The 14,881-nt window shown below is 48.3% G+C and carries 14 protein-coding genes, 1 other RNA gene and 1 pseudogene; 10 read left to right on the top strand and 6 right to left on the bottom strand.

Annotated elements, in window-relative coordinates:
- Nucleotides 1-34: 34 nt before the first annotated feature.
- Together ggt and AC5YB3_RS08355 are read left to right on the top strand one after the other, a co-directional pair.
- Nucleotides 35-1,747: a gamma-glutamyltransferase gene (gene ggt / locus AC5YB3_RS08360; protein ID WP_494526935.1), complete on the top strand. Its 1,713-nt coding sequence runs from the start codon at nt 35-37 to the stop codon at nt 1,745-1,747.
- Nucleotides 1,748-1,993: 246 nt separating this feature from the next.
- Complete coding sequence (locus AC5YB3_RS08355; RefSeq protein ID WP_011845757.1) at nt 1,994-2,929, top strand: Dyp-type peroxidase; 936 nt, start codon at nt 1,994-1,996, stop codon at nt 2,927-2,929.
- Nucleotides 2,930-3,001: 72 nt separating this feature from the next.
- Here the strand turns inward: AC5YB3_RS08355 and AC5YB3_RS08350 are convergent, their stop codons facing one another.
- On the bottom strand, nt 3,002-3,904 hold the full coding sequence (locus tag AC5YB3_RS08350) for a LysR family transcriptional regulator (protein WP_220591134.1): 903 nt from the start codon (nt 3,902-3,904) through the stop codon (nt 3,002-3,004).
- Nucleotides 3,905-4,010: 106 nt separating this feature from the next.
- On the opposite strand from AC5YB3_RS08350, the gene AC5YB3_RS08345 reads away from it, so the two are divergent.
- Complete coding sequence (locus tag AC5YB3_RS08345) at nt 4,011-4,643, top strand: NAD(P)-dependent oxidoreductase (RefSeq protein WP_006084142.1); 633 nt, start codon at nt 4,011-4,013, stop codon at nt 4,641-4,643.
- Between the two features lie 140 nt (nt 4,644-4,783).
- Here the strand turns inward: AC5YB3_RS08345 and argR are convergent, their stop codons facing one another.
- Nucleotides 4,784-5,254 (bottom strand): transcriptional regulator ArgR, encoded by a 471-nt coding sequence (gene argR / locus AC5YB3_RS08340; protein WP_006080175.1) that lies wholly within the window; start codon nt 5,252-5,254, stop codon nt 4,784-4,786.
- A gap of 294 nt (nt 5,255-5,548) precedes the next feature.
- Here argR and mdh point away from each other — a divergent pair, with 294 nt between their 5' ends.
- Entirely contained in the window at nt 5,549-6,484 is a 936-nt protein-coding gene (gene mdh / locus AC5YB3_RS08335; RefSeq protein ID WP_494526934.1) for a malate dehydrogenase, read from the top strand.
- Between the two features lie 96 nt (nt 6,485-6,580).
- Here mdh and AC5YB3_RS08330 read toward each other — a convergent pair whose 3' ends face one another.
- Nucleotides 6,581-6,979: a thiol-disulfide oxidoreductase DCC family protein gene (locus tag AC5YB3_RS08330; RefSeq protein ID WP_107403709.1), complete on the bottom strand. Its 399-nt coding sequence runs from the start codon at nt 6,977-6,979 to the stop codon at nt 6,581-6,583.
- A 284-nt stretch (nt 6,980-7,263) separates the two neighbouring features.
- Here AC5YB3_RS08330 and folM point away from each other — a divergent pair, with 284 nt between their 5' ends.
- Complete coding sequence (gene folM, locus AC5YB3_RS08325) at nt 7,264-8,010, top strand: dihydromonapterin reductase (RefSeq protein ID WP_494526933.1); 747 nt, start codon at nt 7,264-7,266, stop codon at nt 8,008-8,010.
- Nucleotides 8,011-8,041: 31 nt separating this feature from the next.
- Here folM and AC5YB3_RS08320 read toward each other — a convergent pair.
- The 3 genes and pseudogenes from AC5YB3_RS08320 to AC5YB3_RS08310 form a co-directional block, all read right to left on the bottom strand.
- Nucleotides 8,042-8,750, bottom strand: a pseudogene (locus AC5YB3_RS08320) (5-formyltetrahydrofolate cyclo-ligase).
- Between the two features lie 8 nt (nt 8,751-8,758).
- Nucleotides 8,759-8,939: non-coding RNA, 6S RNA (gene ssrS, locus AC5YB3_RS08315), on the bottom strand.
- Nucleotides 8,940-9,056: 117 nt separating this feature from the next.
- Complete coding sequence (locus tag AC5YB3_RS08310; protein ID WP_006080182.1) at nt 9,057-9,359, bottom strand: cell division protein ZapA; 303 nt, start codon at nt 9,357-9,359, stop codon at nt 9,057-9,059.
- A gap of 235 nt (nt 9,360-9,594) precedes the next feature.
- Between AC5YB3_RS08310 and AC5YB3_RS08305 the strand changes: the two genes are divergently transcribed.
- The 5 genes from AC5YB3_RS08305 to gcvH all read left to right on the top strand — a co-directional run bounded on the left by AC5YB3_RS08305 (nt 9,595) and on the right by gcvH (nt 14,866).
- Nucleotides 9,595-10,170, top strand: a complete 576-nt coding sequence (locus tag AC5YB3_RS08305; RefSeq protein ID WP_006080183.1) for a UPF0149 family protein — start codon at nt 9,595-9,597, stop codon at nt 10,168-10,170.
- 256 nt (nt 10,171-10,426) lie between these two features.
- Nucleotides 10,427-11,653, top strand: coding sequence for a 2-octaprenyl-6-methoxyphenyl hydroxylase (ubiH, locus tag AC5YB3_RS08300; RefSeq protein WP_494526932.1), 1,227 nt, complete (start codon nt 10,427-10,429; stop codon nt 11,651-11,653).
- 44 nt (nt 11,654-11,697) lie between these two features.
- Nucleotides 11,698-12,906, top strand: coding sequence for an FAD-dependent monooxygenase (locus AC5YB3_RS08295; protein ID WP_259563378.1), 1,209 nt, complete (start codon nt 11,698-11,700; stop codon nt 12,904-12,906).
- A 450-nt stretch (nt 12,907-13,356) separates the two neighbouring features.
- Entirely contained in the window at nt 13,357-14,451 is a 1,095-nt protein-coding gene (gene gcvT / locus AC5YB3_RS08290) for a glycine cleavage system aminomethyltransferase GcvT (RefSeq protein WP_494526931.1), read from the top strand.
- Between the two features lie 25 nt (nt 14,452-14,476).
- On the top strand, nt 14,477-14,866 hold the full coding sequence (gene gcvH, locus AC5YB3_RS08285; RefSeq protein ID WP_494526930.1) for a glycine cleavage system protein GcvH: 390 nt from the start codon (nt 14,477-14,479) through the stop codon (nt 14,864-14,866).
- The last annotated feature ends 15 nt before the right edge of the window (nt 14,867-14,881 follow it).

The following is a 14,881-nucleotide window of genomic DNA, read 5'->3' as shown; positions in this document are numbered from 1 at the left end:
TTGTTACCTTAATTTCTCCAGAGTGGGAGGAATTATGATAAAAACAATAAAATCAATTTGTACCTTAGTGACAGTGGCGACGGTAATATCGTCTTCAGGAGTGATGGCCATGGATAGGATCACGGGTAAAGCCTTCGCGACGCGCTCAGAAGTGTATGCCACCCATGGAATGGCGGCGACCAGTCAACCACTCGCCACGCAGGTCGCTATTGATATACTTAAGCAGGGCGGCAGTGCGGTCGATGCGGCCATTGCCGCTAATGCCATGCTAGGGTTAGTCGAGCCAACGGGTTCTGGTGTCGGTGGTGACTTGTTTGCCATCGTCTGGAGCGCGAAAGATCAACGCCTCTATGGCCTTAACGCTTCGGGTCGCAGTCCAAAATCCTTAAGTTTAGAAAAGCTTAAATCCCTCGGCTTAGACTATTTGCCACCGCTTGGGCCTTTGCCTGTTTCTGTGCCCGGTGCAGTGGATGGTTGGTATGAACTGCATAATAAGTTCGGCAAATTAGCGATGGCCGATAATCTCGCGCCCGCAATCCACTATGCCCGTGATGGTTTTCCTGTCTCCGAATTGATTGCTTATTATCTTGAGGGTAGCGGTAAAAAACTCGCAAAATTCCCTGGTTTTAAAGAAACTTATATGCCTAATGGCAAGATGCCAGCGGTGGGCGAAATCTTTAAAAACCCAGCGCTTGCTAATACCTATGAGAAAATTGCCAAAGGTGGCCGCGATGCTTTCTATAAAGGCGATATCGCCAAAAGTATCGATAAGTACATGAAATCCCAAGGTGGTTATTTAAGTTATGATGACTTAGCGAGCCATACTAGCGACTGGATAGATCCGGTTTCGGTGAACTACCGTGGTTACGATGTATGGGAGTTGCCGCCCAATGGTCAAGGGATTGCGGCGCTACAAATCTTAAAAACCATGGAACCCTTTAATGTGGCTGCGATGGGCTTTAATAGCCCCGAATATGTGCATTTATTTGTCGAAGCCAAAAAACTCGCCTTTGCCGACAGAGCTAAGTTTTATGCCGACATGGCCTTTAACAAAGTGCCAGTTAAAGAGCTGATTTCGCAGCAATACAACTACGACCGTGCCAAGCTCATCGACTTAAACAAGGCGGCTAAGAGTGTCGATGCGGGTAATCCTGCGTTGCAACGTGGCGATACTGTGTACCTGACCACCGCCGATAAAGACGGCAACATGGTGTCACTCATTCAAAGTAACTACCGTGGTATGGGGTCGGGCATGACACCGCCAGATCTCGGTTTCGTGCTGCAAGACCGTGGGCAAATGTTTGATTTAACTGAGGGGCGTTTTAATACCTACGCACCGGGCAAGCGTCCATTTCATACTATTATTCCTGCTTTTGTGACCAAAGACGGTAAACCTTGGCTCAGCTTTGGGGTGATGGGCGGCGCGACTCAACCACAAATGCACGCGCAGATTGTATTGAACCTGATTGATTTTCAAATGAACTTGCAAGAAGCGGGCGATGCCCCCAGAATTTTGCATATGGGTTCAACTGAGCCCACCGGCGAAGTGATGAATGATGGCGGCTACGTCAGTCTGGAATCGGGCTTCCCTGTGGAAACTCGCCGCGAGCTTATCAAGAAAGGTCATGTGCTGCGTGACGGCCTTGGCGATTTTGGCGGCTATCAAGCCATTGGATTTAATGCTGAAACGGGCGTGTATCGTGGCGCTTCTGAGAGCCGTAAAGATGGTCATGCCGCGGGTTATTAACTTCAGCGCCACGCTAAGGTAAGCTTGAGGCAGAGTAAGCTTTGCTTCATTTATTCGATTAAACTGATTGACGAGACTTTTACAGTCTCGTCAATTTTTATATTTAGGGATCTTGGGCGCGATAACGCTGCGTAATGAGCATTATCATGATAAACCAGAACAAACTGTGCGTTAGTTAATGTCATTTTCAGGTAAAGTTGCGGATAATATTGCCGAAAATGAATTTAGAAAAAGGGTGATAACCAAATGGATATACAAAATATGCCGCGTGAACAGTTGGGTGTGTGTGCAGAGGGGAACTTACACAGTGTCTATTTGATGTTTAATGCCAATGACAATGTAGAGTCACAATTACGTCCCTGTCTTGCCAACGTTGCGCAGTATATTTATGAGCTGACAGATCAATACTCTGACAGTGCATTCAATGGTTTTGTGGGGATTGGCGCTAATTATTGGGATAGCCTCTACCCCAATGCTCGCCCTGAAATGCTCAAGCCTTTTCCTGCTATGCAAGTCGGCAGCCGCGAAGCGCCGGCCATTGAATATGATTTGTTCGTGCATATCCGCTGCGACCGTTACGATATTCTGCATTTAGTCGCTAATGAAATCAGCCAAATGTTTGAAGACTTAGTGGAACTAGTCGATGAAGAACGTGGCTTTCGATTTATGGATAGCCGCGATTTAACCGGCTTTGTCGATGGCACTGAAAACCCTAAGGGGCGTCACCGTCAGGAAGTCGCTCTGGTTGGCGATGAAGATCCAGAGTTTAGGGGCGGCAGCTATATTCATGTGCAAAAGTATGCCCATAACCTGAGTAAATGGCATAGATTACCGGTTAAAAAACAAGAAGATATTATCGGTCGCACTAAGCAAGATAATATCGAATATGAGTCAGAAGATAAGCCACTGACCAGCCATATCAAGCGGGTGAATCTTAAAGATGCGAATGGTCAGTCGATGGAAATCCTGCGCCAGAGCATGCCCTATGGTTCACTAAAAGAGCAGGGATTGATGTTTATTTCTAACTGCCGCACGCCTGAGCATTTTGAAAAGATGCTGCATAGCATGATGTTTGGTGATGGCGAAGGTAACCATGATCACTTGATGCATTTTACCAAAGCGATGACAGGCTCATCCTTCTTTGCCCCCGCATTGGATTTTATGCTGCAATTCGACGAATAAGCTTTCAATATTTGAGCAGATTCAGCATCAATGAAACGCACTTACGCTAACGCCTGAGTGCGTTTTTTTATGCTAATGCGCAGGGAGCCATTTTTTGATATCGAGTTGCCATTGCTGTGCGGTGTAATCGATAAAGGCGCGCACCAGATTTTGCTGATAACTGCGGGACAAGTACACAGCCCACAGGGTTTGGCCTGGCGTCGTAAAGTCGGGCAACACTTCTTTGAGCTGACCGCTAGCAAGGTATTGATTTGCTAAGTCGCAGGGCAAACGCACTATGCCATGTCCCCGCAGCGCAGCACTCACCAGCACGCCCATGTCGTTAGCTTTAAGATTACCTGTGACTTTTACATGCTCGGCTTGCAGCTCTTTCAGGAAAGGCCAATTTTGTTGCGCCGAGTGTATCAGGCAGTTGTGAGCCAGCAGATCTATCGGCTCGACAAGTGGTGTGTTGCTATCAAGGTAGCTTGGCGCAGCGCAGATCACGGCATCTATAGTCATTAAACGCCGCGCAATCAAATTATCATCCGGCTGCTCGGTATAGCGCAATGCCACATCGACTCGCTCATCCACCAATTGCGCAAAACTGTCCGACATCACCAGCTGAATACTGACCTTAGGGTGAATTTTAATAAAGCGATCGACAACATCGAACAGGCTGTGCTGTCCAAGGCCAATTGGTGTGGCGATACGAATACTGCCCACCAGTTCACTGTTATGGCTGTGGGCGCGGCTTTCCATGGCGGCTACTTCACTTAATATCCGCTGGCAAAATTGTAGCGCTTCTTCGCCTTGTAAGGTCAGGCTGACGCTGCGGGTGGTACGGTGGAGTAAGCGTAAACTCAACCACTGCTCAATTTCTTGAATATGGCGGGACACCTGCAGGCGGCTGAGGTCTAAATGCTCGGCAGCTTTGGTAAAGCTGCCACAGTTTGCCACTTCGACGAAACTGCGTATTGCGGCAATTTTATCCATATTAGTACCTCAAACTGAAACAATCATGCTCATTTATTGATGTTTATCACGGGAACCACTGCAAGTAAACTGGCTTCAATGTAAATCATCAGAGAGAGTTAACGAAATGAAAATCGCAATTTTAGGTGCAACAGGTTGGATTGGTGGTGCAATTTTAAAAGAAGCATTGAGCCGTGGGCACCAAGTAACAGCGCTAGTGCGTGATCCGAGCAAGTTATCCGCTACTGATGTGGCTGTGCATGCTGTGGATTTAGAGCAGCCATTAGTTGCGCAAACCTTTGCTGGCGTAGATGTTGTCATTGCCGCTGTTGGTGGCCGCGCACAACAAAATCATGACCTAGTGGCGAGTACGGTTCAGCATTTACTGGATGTGCTGCCTAACGCTAAGGTGCCACGTTTATTGTGGGTTGGTGGCGCAGGGAGCTTAGAAGTGGCACCGGGTGTGACTCTGGTTTCTAGCCCAGATTTCCCCGCTGCATATAAAGATGAGGCGTTAGCTCAGGGTGAAGCTTTGCAGGTATTCCGTGCGGCGCAAACTGCAATTAATTGGACCTTTGTGAGCCCCGCCGCTGAGATTTATCCTGGCGAGAGTGAAGGCCCATATCGCCTTGGTGGCGACAGCTTCTTTACCGATGCTAATGGTCGCAGCCGCATTTCTGTTACGGATTACGCTAAAGCCATGTTAGATGAGGCCGAACAGGGCACTCACGCAAATCAGCGCATCAGTGTGGCTTACTGACCTTAGCGTATAAACATCGGTGCGCGCGAGATTGGCTTAAATGTGTAACGTAATCGGGACAATGGCCAAATAATCAGCGCAAGATTGGACAGAAATGCGTACAGATGAAATAGAACAGGTCAGCAAGCTGACCTGTTTTTTTATTCTGCGTAATTGAATAAAGATTTGATGGTTTCTAAGGTATCGGCGATATCTTGGATGCTCGATGGACAAATAAAGATAGTGTCATCACCGGCAATCGTGCCCAAAATGCCTTCTGGTTTACCGATAGAATCCAATAAACGGGCAATCAGCTGCGCGGCACCTGGGCTAGTTCGCACGACAATCATTGCTTGGTTATGATCGACGTCGAGTACCAAATTCTTCAGCGGGCTACCCGCGGTGGGTACGCCTAATTCGGCCGGCAAGCAATACACCATCTCTTGCTTAGCGTTGCGAGTCCGCACTGCGCCGAACTTGCTGAGCATGCGTGATACTTTTGATTGGTTAATATTACCAAAGCCTTCAGCTTGCAAGGCGGTGACGATTTCACTTTGAGAGCCAAAGCGCTCTTCTTTTAAAATCGACTTAAAAATTCTAACAAGGTCATCCTGATTCTTGGTCGTTTGCATAATATTATTATTCGTTATTCAAAAAAACAGGCCCATTTTGAATATTTTTAGAAAAATTGTCAACAAATAACCAGATTGGTTGAATAAAAATTCACTAATCCCCTGTGGTTAAGCGTTTGCTGGGGGCTTAAAAATACCAATTTGAGTAATTGTTCTACATTGCTTCTAAGTTATTCCGGAATTCTTTTGTCCCACGACTAAGGGATAATTGAAATTGTTGTGACATTCCAGTAATGTGACGCCAACGTAAATTAGATCCATGTCACACATATCCGAGAAATAACGGAGATAACTATGAAAGTTGCTGTACTTGGTGCTGCTGGTGGTATCGGCCAGGCTCTTGCCCTACTGTTAAAAACTCAACTGCCTGCGGGTTCACATTTGTCTCTATATGATATCGCACCGGTTACTCCGGGTGTTGCGGTTGACTTGAGCCACATCCCTACTGCTGTTGAAATCAAAGGTTTTGCTGGTGAAGATCCAACGCCTGCCCTAGTGGGTGCTGACGTTGTTCTAATTTCTGCTGGTGTTGCGCGTAAGCCTGGTATGGATCGTTCAGATCTGTTCAATATCAATGCTGGTATCGTTCGCAACCTGATCGAAAAAGTAGCGGCAACTTGCCCTACGGCTTTGGTTGGCATTATCACTAACCCAGTCAACACTACTGTCGCTATCGCTGCAGAAGTGATGAAAAAAGCGGGTGTTTACGATAAGAACCGTCTGTTCGGTATCACGACATTAGACGTGATCCGCTCTGAAACCTTCATCGCTGAATTAAAAGGCCTGAATGTTGCTGACGTTAAAGTCAATGTGATCGGCGGCCACAGCGGCGTGACCATTCTGCCATTACTGTCTCAAGTAGAAGGCGTGATTTTCACTGACGAAGAAGTGGCAAGTCTGACTACTCGCATCCAAAACGCGGGTACAGAAGTGGTTGAAGCTAAAGCCGGTGGCGGAAGCGCGACTCTGTCTATGGGTCAAGCGGCTTGCCGTTTCGGTCTGTCTTTGGTTCGTGGTCTGCAAGGCGAAGCTAACATCGTTGAATGCGCCTATGTTGACGGCGGCAGCGAGCACGCAGAGTTCTTCGCACAACCTGTGCTGTTAGGCAAAAACGGTATTGAAAAAGTACTGCCTTACGGTGAAGTGAGTGCATTCGAAGCTAACGCTCGTGATTCTATGTTAGATACGCTGAAAGGCGATATCAAACTAGGCGTTGATTTCGTTAAATAATCTTTCGGATAATCTTTTTAGATTATGACGAATTAAAAAACGGAGCCATTGAGCTCCGTTTTTTTATGCCTGCGTTTTACACTTTCTAAAGCTCATTCAGCGGCGTTTGGTGGGAATTTGGCAGTTATCGTCGCAGCGGGCTTTGCCCGTCAGTAAATAGGAGATGCGGTATCTGTGTTTAGCAAAGCGCAGGTAAGTCCAATCGGCGACAGTTTTAATCACGGGCAGGCGTAACAGTTGGATCCAAGCGCGCGTCCCTGTCAGTGCCCACGCTTTACACGTGACATCTAACCCGAGTAACACTTCGCCCGTTGCGGTTTCACCGTGAAGAATAGTATTGGCGTAGTCTCTATCGATATGGCTGAAACGCTCGCTAAAGTCGGATGCATTTAAATCCTCAAGCGCAATCAAGTTGTTGGGATCGCGCGCTTTCAGTTGACGCATTTCGGCGCTACATAATGGGCAGTTACCATCATAAAAAATCCGCAGTTCCATCGGGTCCACCTCTGATGACTTGATCACAATACTTGGTCTAAGCTCTTGGCTTGTGCACTTAAGCTTGGTTTCTTATAGCCTATACGCAGAATAAAGGGTTTTAGATCGCAGCTGATTTTAGATCAACGCTGATTTTAAATTGAATCCGCGCCTCATTTGGCTTTTTGTTAGGTTAAATTCAAATGAGTGCAGTAACATCTTGGTTATTCATCAGTTTAACTTGATTGCTGATTTTTAAGTGAACAAGGTAAAGCCTGACAAATAACCGACTCAAAAGGATAGGTATGACATCTCCCATCATAATCACAGGCGTGGGTAAACGCATAGGTTACGCCTTAGCCAAACATTTTCTCGCCCAAGGTCAGCAGGTGATTGGTACTTATCGCAGCCATTACGATAGCATCGATGAGCTGAACGCTTTAGGCGCGACTCTGTATCCCTGCGATTTTTATGACGATGCCCAAGTGCAAGCCTTAATTGATGAGTTAACTCAACTGCCTCAAATTCGCGCCATTATTCACAATGCTTCGGACTGGCTGCCTGATCCTGTTCTTACAAAGAATGAGCCTTTAAAGAGTACTTCTTTTACACCGAGCCAAGTGCTGCAGCGGATGATGCAAGTGCATGTGAGCGTGCCCTATCAGCTGAACTTGGCCTTAGAGGTGCAGCTACGTGCCGCTGCTGGCGATGAAATCGGCGGCAGTGATGTGATTCATATTACCGACTACGTGGCAGAGAAGGGCAGTCAGAAGCACATAGCCTATGCCGCCAGTAAAGCCGCGCTGCACAATATGACGCTATCCTTTGCCGCCAAATTCGCGCCCGAGGTGAAAGTCAATTCGATTGCACCAGCGATGATCCTATTTAATACGGGTGATGACGCCGCCTATCAGCAAAAAACCTTAGCCAAAGCGCTGTTGCCGAAAGAGGCGGGGAATGCGGAGATTATCGAACTAGTGGACTACCTGCTTAATAGCCGTTACGTCACCGGTCGTTGCCATAATGTCGACGGCGGTCGCCAGTTAAAATAGTCATTTGATTTTTCGAGCAACAGCTAATGGCTTAAAACGTCAGTACGCGACTTGGGGTGATGATGAATGGCAAAGGCACATCCCAATGCTCGCAGGGTAAACTCACCACTTGCTGGCAGTCGTGGGCGTAACCCATAGGCAAAGGTTTACCTTTAAGCTGCCAGTTTGCCAGCGTCCTATCGTAATAACCGCCGCCCATGCCCATGCGATTCCCCATTAAATCAAACGCCACCAAGGGCGTGATAACCACATCTAGCTCAGTTACTGGGATAATGGCGCGCACATCTAACTTAGGCTCTAAGATGCCGAATTGATTCGCCTGCATCGGCGTGTCAGCACTGTAATGCAGGAATAACAGTTGCCCTGCATTGAAGGGATGCAACCTTGGCAGATAGGTGTGAATGCCCAATTGCCACAGCGCAGCGATCAGCGGCGGCGTGGCGAGTTCGCCATCGTGGGTGAGATACAGCGCCACATGTTGCGCATTTTGGGCCTGCAATGCATCGAGCATTCGTTGACTGGCGCTTAAGCTTGCTTGGATTTGCTCGGTTTCCTGAAAGAGATTTGCGGGCGGTGCGAATGCTTTTGCGTAACTGATTGCGGTTTTCTTGCGTATGAATGGCGATAACTGCCGCATGGCTTGCGACATCAGTCATTTCACCAACAGTAGCAACCTCTACGGCAAGGTGCGCCGTGTCGCTTTGGGTATTCAAATGAGAAAGTTTGGAGGATGTAGACATAAATTAAGATGCTCCCCAGAATGCCGCTACCGGTGTAGCCCTTGAACCGTAGGTTCAAGGCGGGTAAATGATTACCTCCTAAGGCTTCTCGGTACAAGCCGAGCATGCACAATGTCAGTAAAGCATTCACCCTGAGATAAAAATTATCGGCACAGGGACATTACCAGTTGGCATGCATCCCAGGGAGCAAAACGGTATTGAATCGCTAAAGCATTGGTTTATGTAGATAATCCAGTTTAGCCATTCACTGTGCGTCAGTCGGTTTAACTCAAATGGTGTTAAATCACCAAGGCGCACAGTTTAAATCTATTTAGTTGAACGCTCAACTAAGGCATTTTCGAGGGTAGACTGCAGCAAGCTGATCCTGTCGTCCATCTGTTGCATATAATGCTTATTTTTTTGCTTTTCTTGGAACAACTCGTGTCCAATATTCAGCGCCGCCATAATGGCAATTTCTTCGCGGCTTAGGCTATTGGTTCGGGTTTTTAACGCTGTGAGTTGTTGTTCAACTCCCAACGCTACCGTACGTAAGGCATCCTCTTGACCTTTCGGGCAAGCGATAGAGTAGGTGCGCCCAAGTAGGGTAATTTCAACAGCACTGTTACTCATGTCGCGGGTGATCCTTTCGTTAGCCTCTTAGGGCGGACTATATAGGGCTGATATTAAAAGTGCAAGGTAAGCCGCAAATGGATTGGTCTTTGGCGGTTTTGTTTGCTGTTTGTGTGAGCAGTTGGATAATTTTTTATCAGGGTGTGGCCGATTTCGCCATTATTGGGATTCAGTATTGGTTCAAGTCTTTATCTCTGCTAGCATTGCTGCTGGAAAAATCTTATTGGGATCTGACATGGCAACCCCTCCTTCGTTACGTATCGACAGCTTAAAACTCGCCTTAGATGCGGCTGAAATCGGCCAACATCCGGTAGAAGTTCACGGTGCTTTAGTCGGTTTAATTTGCGGTGGTGTAGCGCAAACTGGCGACACTTGGATCAAGCCTTTATTTGACTTGATGAACGATGGTCAACCTTTGCCAGCGCAGTTGCACCAATTAGTGTGTGATTTGTTTAATGATTCTGTCGCGCGTTTAGTGGATTTTGAATTTGGTTTCATGCCGCTGTTGCCCGAAGAAGAAGAGCCGCTCAGCCAACGAGTTGAAGCCTTGTCCCTTTGGACCCAAAGCTTTTTGACTGGCATGGCAATTATTCAGCCGAAACTGAATCAAGCCTCGGCAGAAGTGCGTGAAGTGATCAAAGATTTGGCAGAAATTGCTCAAGTGGAATTTGATGTTGCCGACGATGAAGAATCCGAAGCCGCTTACACTGAACTACTCGAGTTTGTGCGTATTGCCGCCATTATGTGTTATTCGGAGTTTGGCCCTGAGATCCCGCTGGGCGAGACCGACGATACTGCGGTGGTGCATTAATTTACCGCGATTGTTTAGCGCTTAAGTTAGTGCTTAGGTTTAATGCTTAGGTTAAATGCTTAGGTTAAATGCTTAGGTTAAATGCTTAGGTTAAATGCTTAATAAGTTAACGCAGTAGTGGCTTCATTTGATATCAAAGGCGGGCAAACCTGCCTTTGAATCCATAGCACTGGTGTTTTTGAGTGCATAGCACTGATGTTTACATCTCTTATGTTTACATGCTTTAGTGCCATGCCAAAGCTTGAATGAGATCCCCATGACGGCCACAAATCACATGGATACTTCAGTTCAACACGTCGACATCGCGATTGTAGGCGGTGCGATGGCGGGGGCGACTCTCGCGTTGGCTCTCGCGCGTCTTTCTTTATCCGCAGCTAGGCCGCTTTCTATCGCCTTAATCGAGGCGCACCTTCCCGATAAACAACACCCCGGATTCGATGCTCGCTCCATCGCTATCGCCCACGGCTCAATTTTCGAATTGTCCCGTTTAGGCCTCTGGCCAAAGCTCGCCCATTTGGGCACGGCGATTGAAAATATCCATGTATCGGATCGCGGCCACTTTGGCATGACAGAACTCAATGCCGCGCAGTTTCATTTAGAGGCCTTAGGCCAAGTGGTCGAGCTTGAGCGTGTCGGCCAAGTGTTGTTTAACGAGTTGAATAAGAGCGAGGTAAAACTCTATTGCCCCGCCAAGCTTGCCCAAGTGGAACCCGCCGTTGAAGGCCACACCTTAGTGCTCGACACGGGCGAGCGCCTTCAAGCCAAACTCGTGGTCGCCGCCGATGGTCTGCAATCCAAAGTGCGCAGCAGTTTTGCTTTGCCCGTGACCCAAGTGGCCTTCGAGCAAACCGCGATTATTGCCAATATTCAAACCGACAAGCCGCATCAACATTTGGCCTATGAGCGTTTTACCCAAACGGGTCCCTTAGCGTTATTGCCTATGGGCGATAGCCAAGGTCAACCTCGTTTATCCCTGGTGTGGGCGCTCGATGATGCACGGGCTAAACAGATACAAACCGCGCCTAAAGCGGAATTTTTAGCGGCGCTGCAACAGGCCTTTGGTTATCGAGCAGGCACGTTTATCGATGTCAGCGCGCGCCATGCGTATCCGCTTAATTTGTCGTATATGCCAAGGCCAATCCATCACAGATGTGTGTTTATCGGCAATGCGGCGCAGACGCTGCATCCTATTGCGGGGCAAGGATTTAACTTAGGGCTGCGGGATGTAGTGAGCTTGCTTGAGGTGCTCAAAAAGGCGCTAGTGCAGGGTGATGATATCGGCTCCGCCGCCGTGACCCATGCTTATCTCAATGCCCGCGAGCACGACAGAAACAGCACTATCCGGAATATCGAATTTTTAGTCCGTGGCTTTTCAAACCAATACTGGCCGATGGCGCTGGGTCGTAACTTAGGCTTGCGCTTATTATCTTGGTTTCCGCCACTTAAAACCCCCGTTGCTCAAAAGGCGATGGGCTGGAAATAACTCGCTTTTCATTACTGGTATCGCAACGCGAAAAGGATGTACCCATGTTAAGTTCACAAGCCTATGACATCGCCATTGTGGGTGGCGGCATGGTGGGACTCGCCACCGCGATTGGATTGGCACAGGCCAATCTTAATGTCGTCGTTATCGATGCGGGCCACACGGATGCCGTTGTCGGCGAGCCGCGTTTACGGGTGAGCGCCATCAATAAGGCGAGTCAGCGCTTGTTAGAAAACTTAGGTGCATGGACTTATTTAGACACTTCCCGCGCCACGCCTTATCAAAAAATGGCGGTGTGGGATAAAGACGGTTTCGGCAAAATTGCCTTTGACGCCAACAGCATCAGCGAAACCAGTCTTGGCGCGATTATCGAAAACGATGCCATTAGCTTTGCGCTGGCGAAACGCGTCGCTGAGTTTGACAATATCACTCATATTGAAAACCAACGCTTAGAACGCATTGCCTTTGGTGAGCGCGAAGCTTGGCTGACCCTCGCCAATGGCGACAACGTCAGTGCTGCCTTGGTGATCGCCGCCGATGGCGCCAACTCTTGGGTGCGCGAGCAATGCAAGATCCCGCTGACATTTTGGGATTACGGCCACCACGCAATTGTCGCGACGATCCGCACCGAAATGCCGCACCTTGCCACCGCCCGCCAAGTGTTTTTAAAGGACGGCCCGTTAGCATTTTTACCCCTGTATGAAGACAATCTCTGCTCCATCGTCTGGTCGGTGCCGCCCGAGCGCGCCAATGAATTATTGGCGATGGACAAAGTGCAATTCGAGCGCAATTTAACCGCGGCTTTCGACGGTCGTTTGGGGATTTGCCAGCTGGAAAGCGAGCGCCAAGCCTTTCCATTACGGATGCGCTACGCCCGCCATTTTGCCCGCCACCGTTTAGTGTTGGCAGGCGATGCCGCCCACACTATCCATCCGCTGGCTGGCCAAGGGGTGAACCTTGGCTTTTTAGATGCGGCCAGCATCATCGAAGTCATCAGCGAATTACAGCAAGCGGGTAAAGATATCGGCGATTATGCCCAGCTGCGCGCACTGGAACGTTGGCGTAAAGCCGATGCAATGGAGATGATTGCGGCGATGGAAGGCTTTAAACGCTTATTCGAAGGGACGAATCCGCTGAAAAAAGCGATCCGCGATCTGGGCTTAAATCTGGTTGATAATGTCGCTGGGCTGAAAACAGTGTTCATACAACAGGCCATGGGCAATAAGTCGGCGCTGCCTAAGTTATGTCGTTAGCCTCGGTTGCGCTAATGTGATCAGAATTGCCGCTAATATCAGCATATTGACTGCAAGCTGCGCAAATCTGGTCTTCGCATGTAAAAAAATTACATGTTAAAGATGAGAAAATCTAATGACACTGACTTCGGATTAGAAAAATCTCCTGTATACAAATTTGTGACGCAAGGTATAATTTCGCCGCATTTTAGACCCTAGTATTTATAACAATCACGATAAATATCTGATTAGTTCAGAGCCAATCAGGCGTTTCAATTCAAGACGCATTGATGCAGAAAGGGTCAATTCCTTTCAAGCAAATGCAACGCAGAAGTGAAATGTGTGAGTTGCTCCCGAAGGGCGGCTAATGGTAAACATTGGCAAATCGCTGCAATAGCCAGATATTTAACCGGATTGATATTACCCTACACTAGGCAGAGACCTGAAAAAGGCCGCAAAAAAGGGATAACAATGGCTAACAAAACTATTCTGTTTAACAAGCACTTAGAATCAAACGCTAAGATGGTCGACTTCCACGGTTGGGATATGCCCCTCAACTATGGTTCACAAATCGAAGAACACAATGCCGTGCGTCAAGACGCGGGTATGTTCGACGTTTCCCACATGACTGTGGTTGATGTGATTGGTAACGACGCTTGTACATTTCTGCGTAAGTTGCTGGCAAACGATGTGGCTAAGCTTAAAGTTCCAGGTAAAGCCTTATACGGCGGCATGTTAGACGAAAATGCTGGCGTCATCGACGACCTCATCACTTACTATCTCACTGACACTAACTACCGCGTGGTAGTGAACTCAGCGACCCGCGAAAAAGATCTCGCTTGGATCGCCAAGCAATCCCAAGGTTTTGATGTCACTGTGACTGAGCGTCCAGAACTGGCGATGATCGCCGTTCAAGGTCCTAACGCTAAAGCGAAAGCCGCTGCCGTGCTCAGTGCCGAGCAAAACGCCGCCATCGAAGGCATGAAACCTTTCTTCGGTAAGCAAGCCGGTTCTCTGTTTATTGCGACTACGGGTTACACTGGCGAAGCAGGCTACGAAATTATCGTCCCAGAAGACGAAGCCCAAGCTATGTGGCAAGCATTGTTAGATCAAGGTGTTAAACCTTGTGGTCTCGGTGCCCGTGACACACTGCGTCTTGAAGCCGGTATGAATCTCTACGGCTTAGATATGGACGAAACCATCAACCCATTGGCCGCCAACATGGGCTGGACCATCGCATGGGAACCAAGCGACCGTGACTTCATCGGCCGTAAAGCCCTCGAAACACTTCGCGATGCCGGAACCGACAAACTTGTTGGTCTAGTGATGGAAGAAAAGGGCGTGTTACGCCATGATATGCCAGTATTTTTCACCGACTCAGCCGGTGTTGAGCACCAAGGCGTGATTACCAGCGGTACTTTCTCGCCAACATTGGGCTATTCTATTGCGATGGCGCGTGTTCCTAACTCGATTGGGGATACGGCGGAAGTCGAAATGCGTAAAAAACGTGTGGCTGTTAGAGTAGTAGCGCCAAACTTTGTGCGCAACGGTAAACAAGCATTTTAAAAAAACGGAACAAGGAACAAGAACAATGAGCAATATTCCGACAGAACTGAAATACGCCTCTTCACACGAATGGATCCGCAAGGAAGAAGACGGCAGCTACACAGTTGGTATCACTGAGCACGCCCAAGAGCTGTTAGGTGACATGGTTTTCGTTGAACTCCCAGAAGTTGGCGACACTGTAACTGCGGGTGAAGACTGTGCTGTAGCTGAATCAGTAAAAGCGGCGTCTGACATTTATGCCCCAATTTCTGGCGAAGTGATTGCCGTGAACGAAGCGCTGGAAGATTCTCCAGAACTCGTTAACAGCAGCGCTTACGGCGAAGGCTGGTTCTTCCGCGTAATGCCTTCTGACGAATTAGAAGTCGACGCCCTGCTGGATGCCGAAGGCTACCAAGCTGTAATCGACGAAGATTAATCGTCGACGCTAACG

Source organism: Shewanella sp. 1311 (assembly GCF_059338235.1).
This window is presented reverse-complemented; position numbering and strand designations above follow the sequence as displayed.

What these genes read in the sequence shown, in the direction of transcription:
- ggt (WP_494526935.1), top strand. Translation starts at nt 35, where the DNA reads ATGATAAAAACAATAAAATCAATTTGTACCTTAGTGACAGTGGCGACG.
- AC5YB3_RS08355 (WP_011845757.1), top strand. Translation starts at nt 1,994, where the DNA reads ATGGATATACAAAATATGCCGCGTGAACAGTTGGGTGTGTGTGCAGAG.
- AC5YB3_RS08350 (WP_220591134.1), bottom strand. Translation starts at nt 3,904, where the DNA reads ATGGATAAAATTGCCGCAATACGCAGTTTCGTCGAAGTGGCAAACTGT.
- AC5YB3_RS08345 (WP_006084142.1), top strand. Translation starts at nt 4,011, where the DNA reads ATGAAAATCGCAATTTTAGGTGCAACAGGTTGGATTGGTGGTGCAATT.
- argR (WP_006080175.1), bottom strand. Translation starts at nt 5,254, where the DNA reads ATGCAAACGACCAAGAATCAGGATGACCTTGTTAGAATTTTTAAGTCG.
- mdh (WP_494526934.1), top strand. Translation starts at nt 5,549, where the DNA reads ATGAAAGTTGCTGTACTTGGTGCTGCTGGTGGTATCGGCCAGGCTCTT.
- AC5YB3_RS08330 (WP_107403709.1), bottom strand. Translation starts at nt 6,979, where the DNA reads ATGGAACTGCGGATTTTTTATGATGGTAACTGCCCATTATGTAGCGCC.
- folM (WP_494526933.1), top strand. Translation starts at nt 7,264, where the DNA reads ATGACATCTCCCATCATAATCACAGGCGTGGGTAAACGCATAGGTTAC.
- AC5YB3_RS08310 (WP_006080182.1), bottom strand. Translation starts at nt 9,359, where the DNA reads ATGAGTAACAGTGCTGTTGAAATTACCCTACTTGGGCGCACCTACTCT.
- AC5YB3_RS08305 (WP_006080183.1), top strand. Translation starts at nt 9,595, where the DNA reads ATGGCAACCCCTCCTTCGTTACGTATCGACAGCTTAAAACTCGCCTTA.
- ubiH (WP_494526932.1), top strand. Translation starts at nt 10,427, where the DNA reads ATGACGGCCACAAATCACATGGATACTTCAGTTCAACACGTCGACATC.
- AC5YB3_RS08295 (WP_259563378.1), top strand. Translation starts at nt 11,698, where the DNA reads ATGTTAAGTTCACAAGCCTATGACATCGCCATTGTGGGTGGCGGCATG.
- gcvT (WP_494526931.1), top strand. Translation starts at nt 13,357, where the DNA reads ATGGCTAACAAAACTATTCTGTTTAACAAGCACTTAGAATCAAACGCT.
- gcvH (WP_494526930.1), top strand. Translation starts at nt 14,477, where the DNA reads ATGAGCAATATTCCGACAGAACTGAAATACGCCTCTTCACACGAATGG.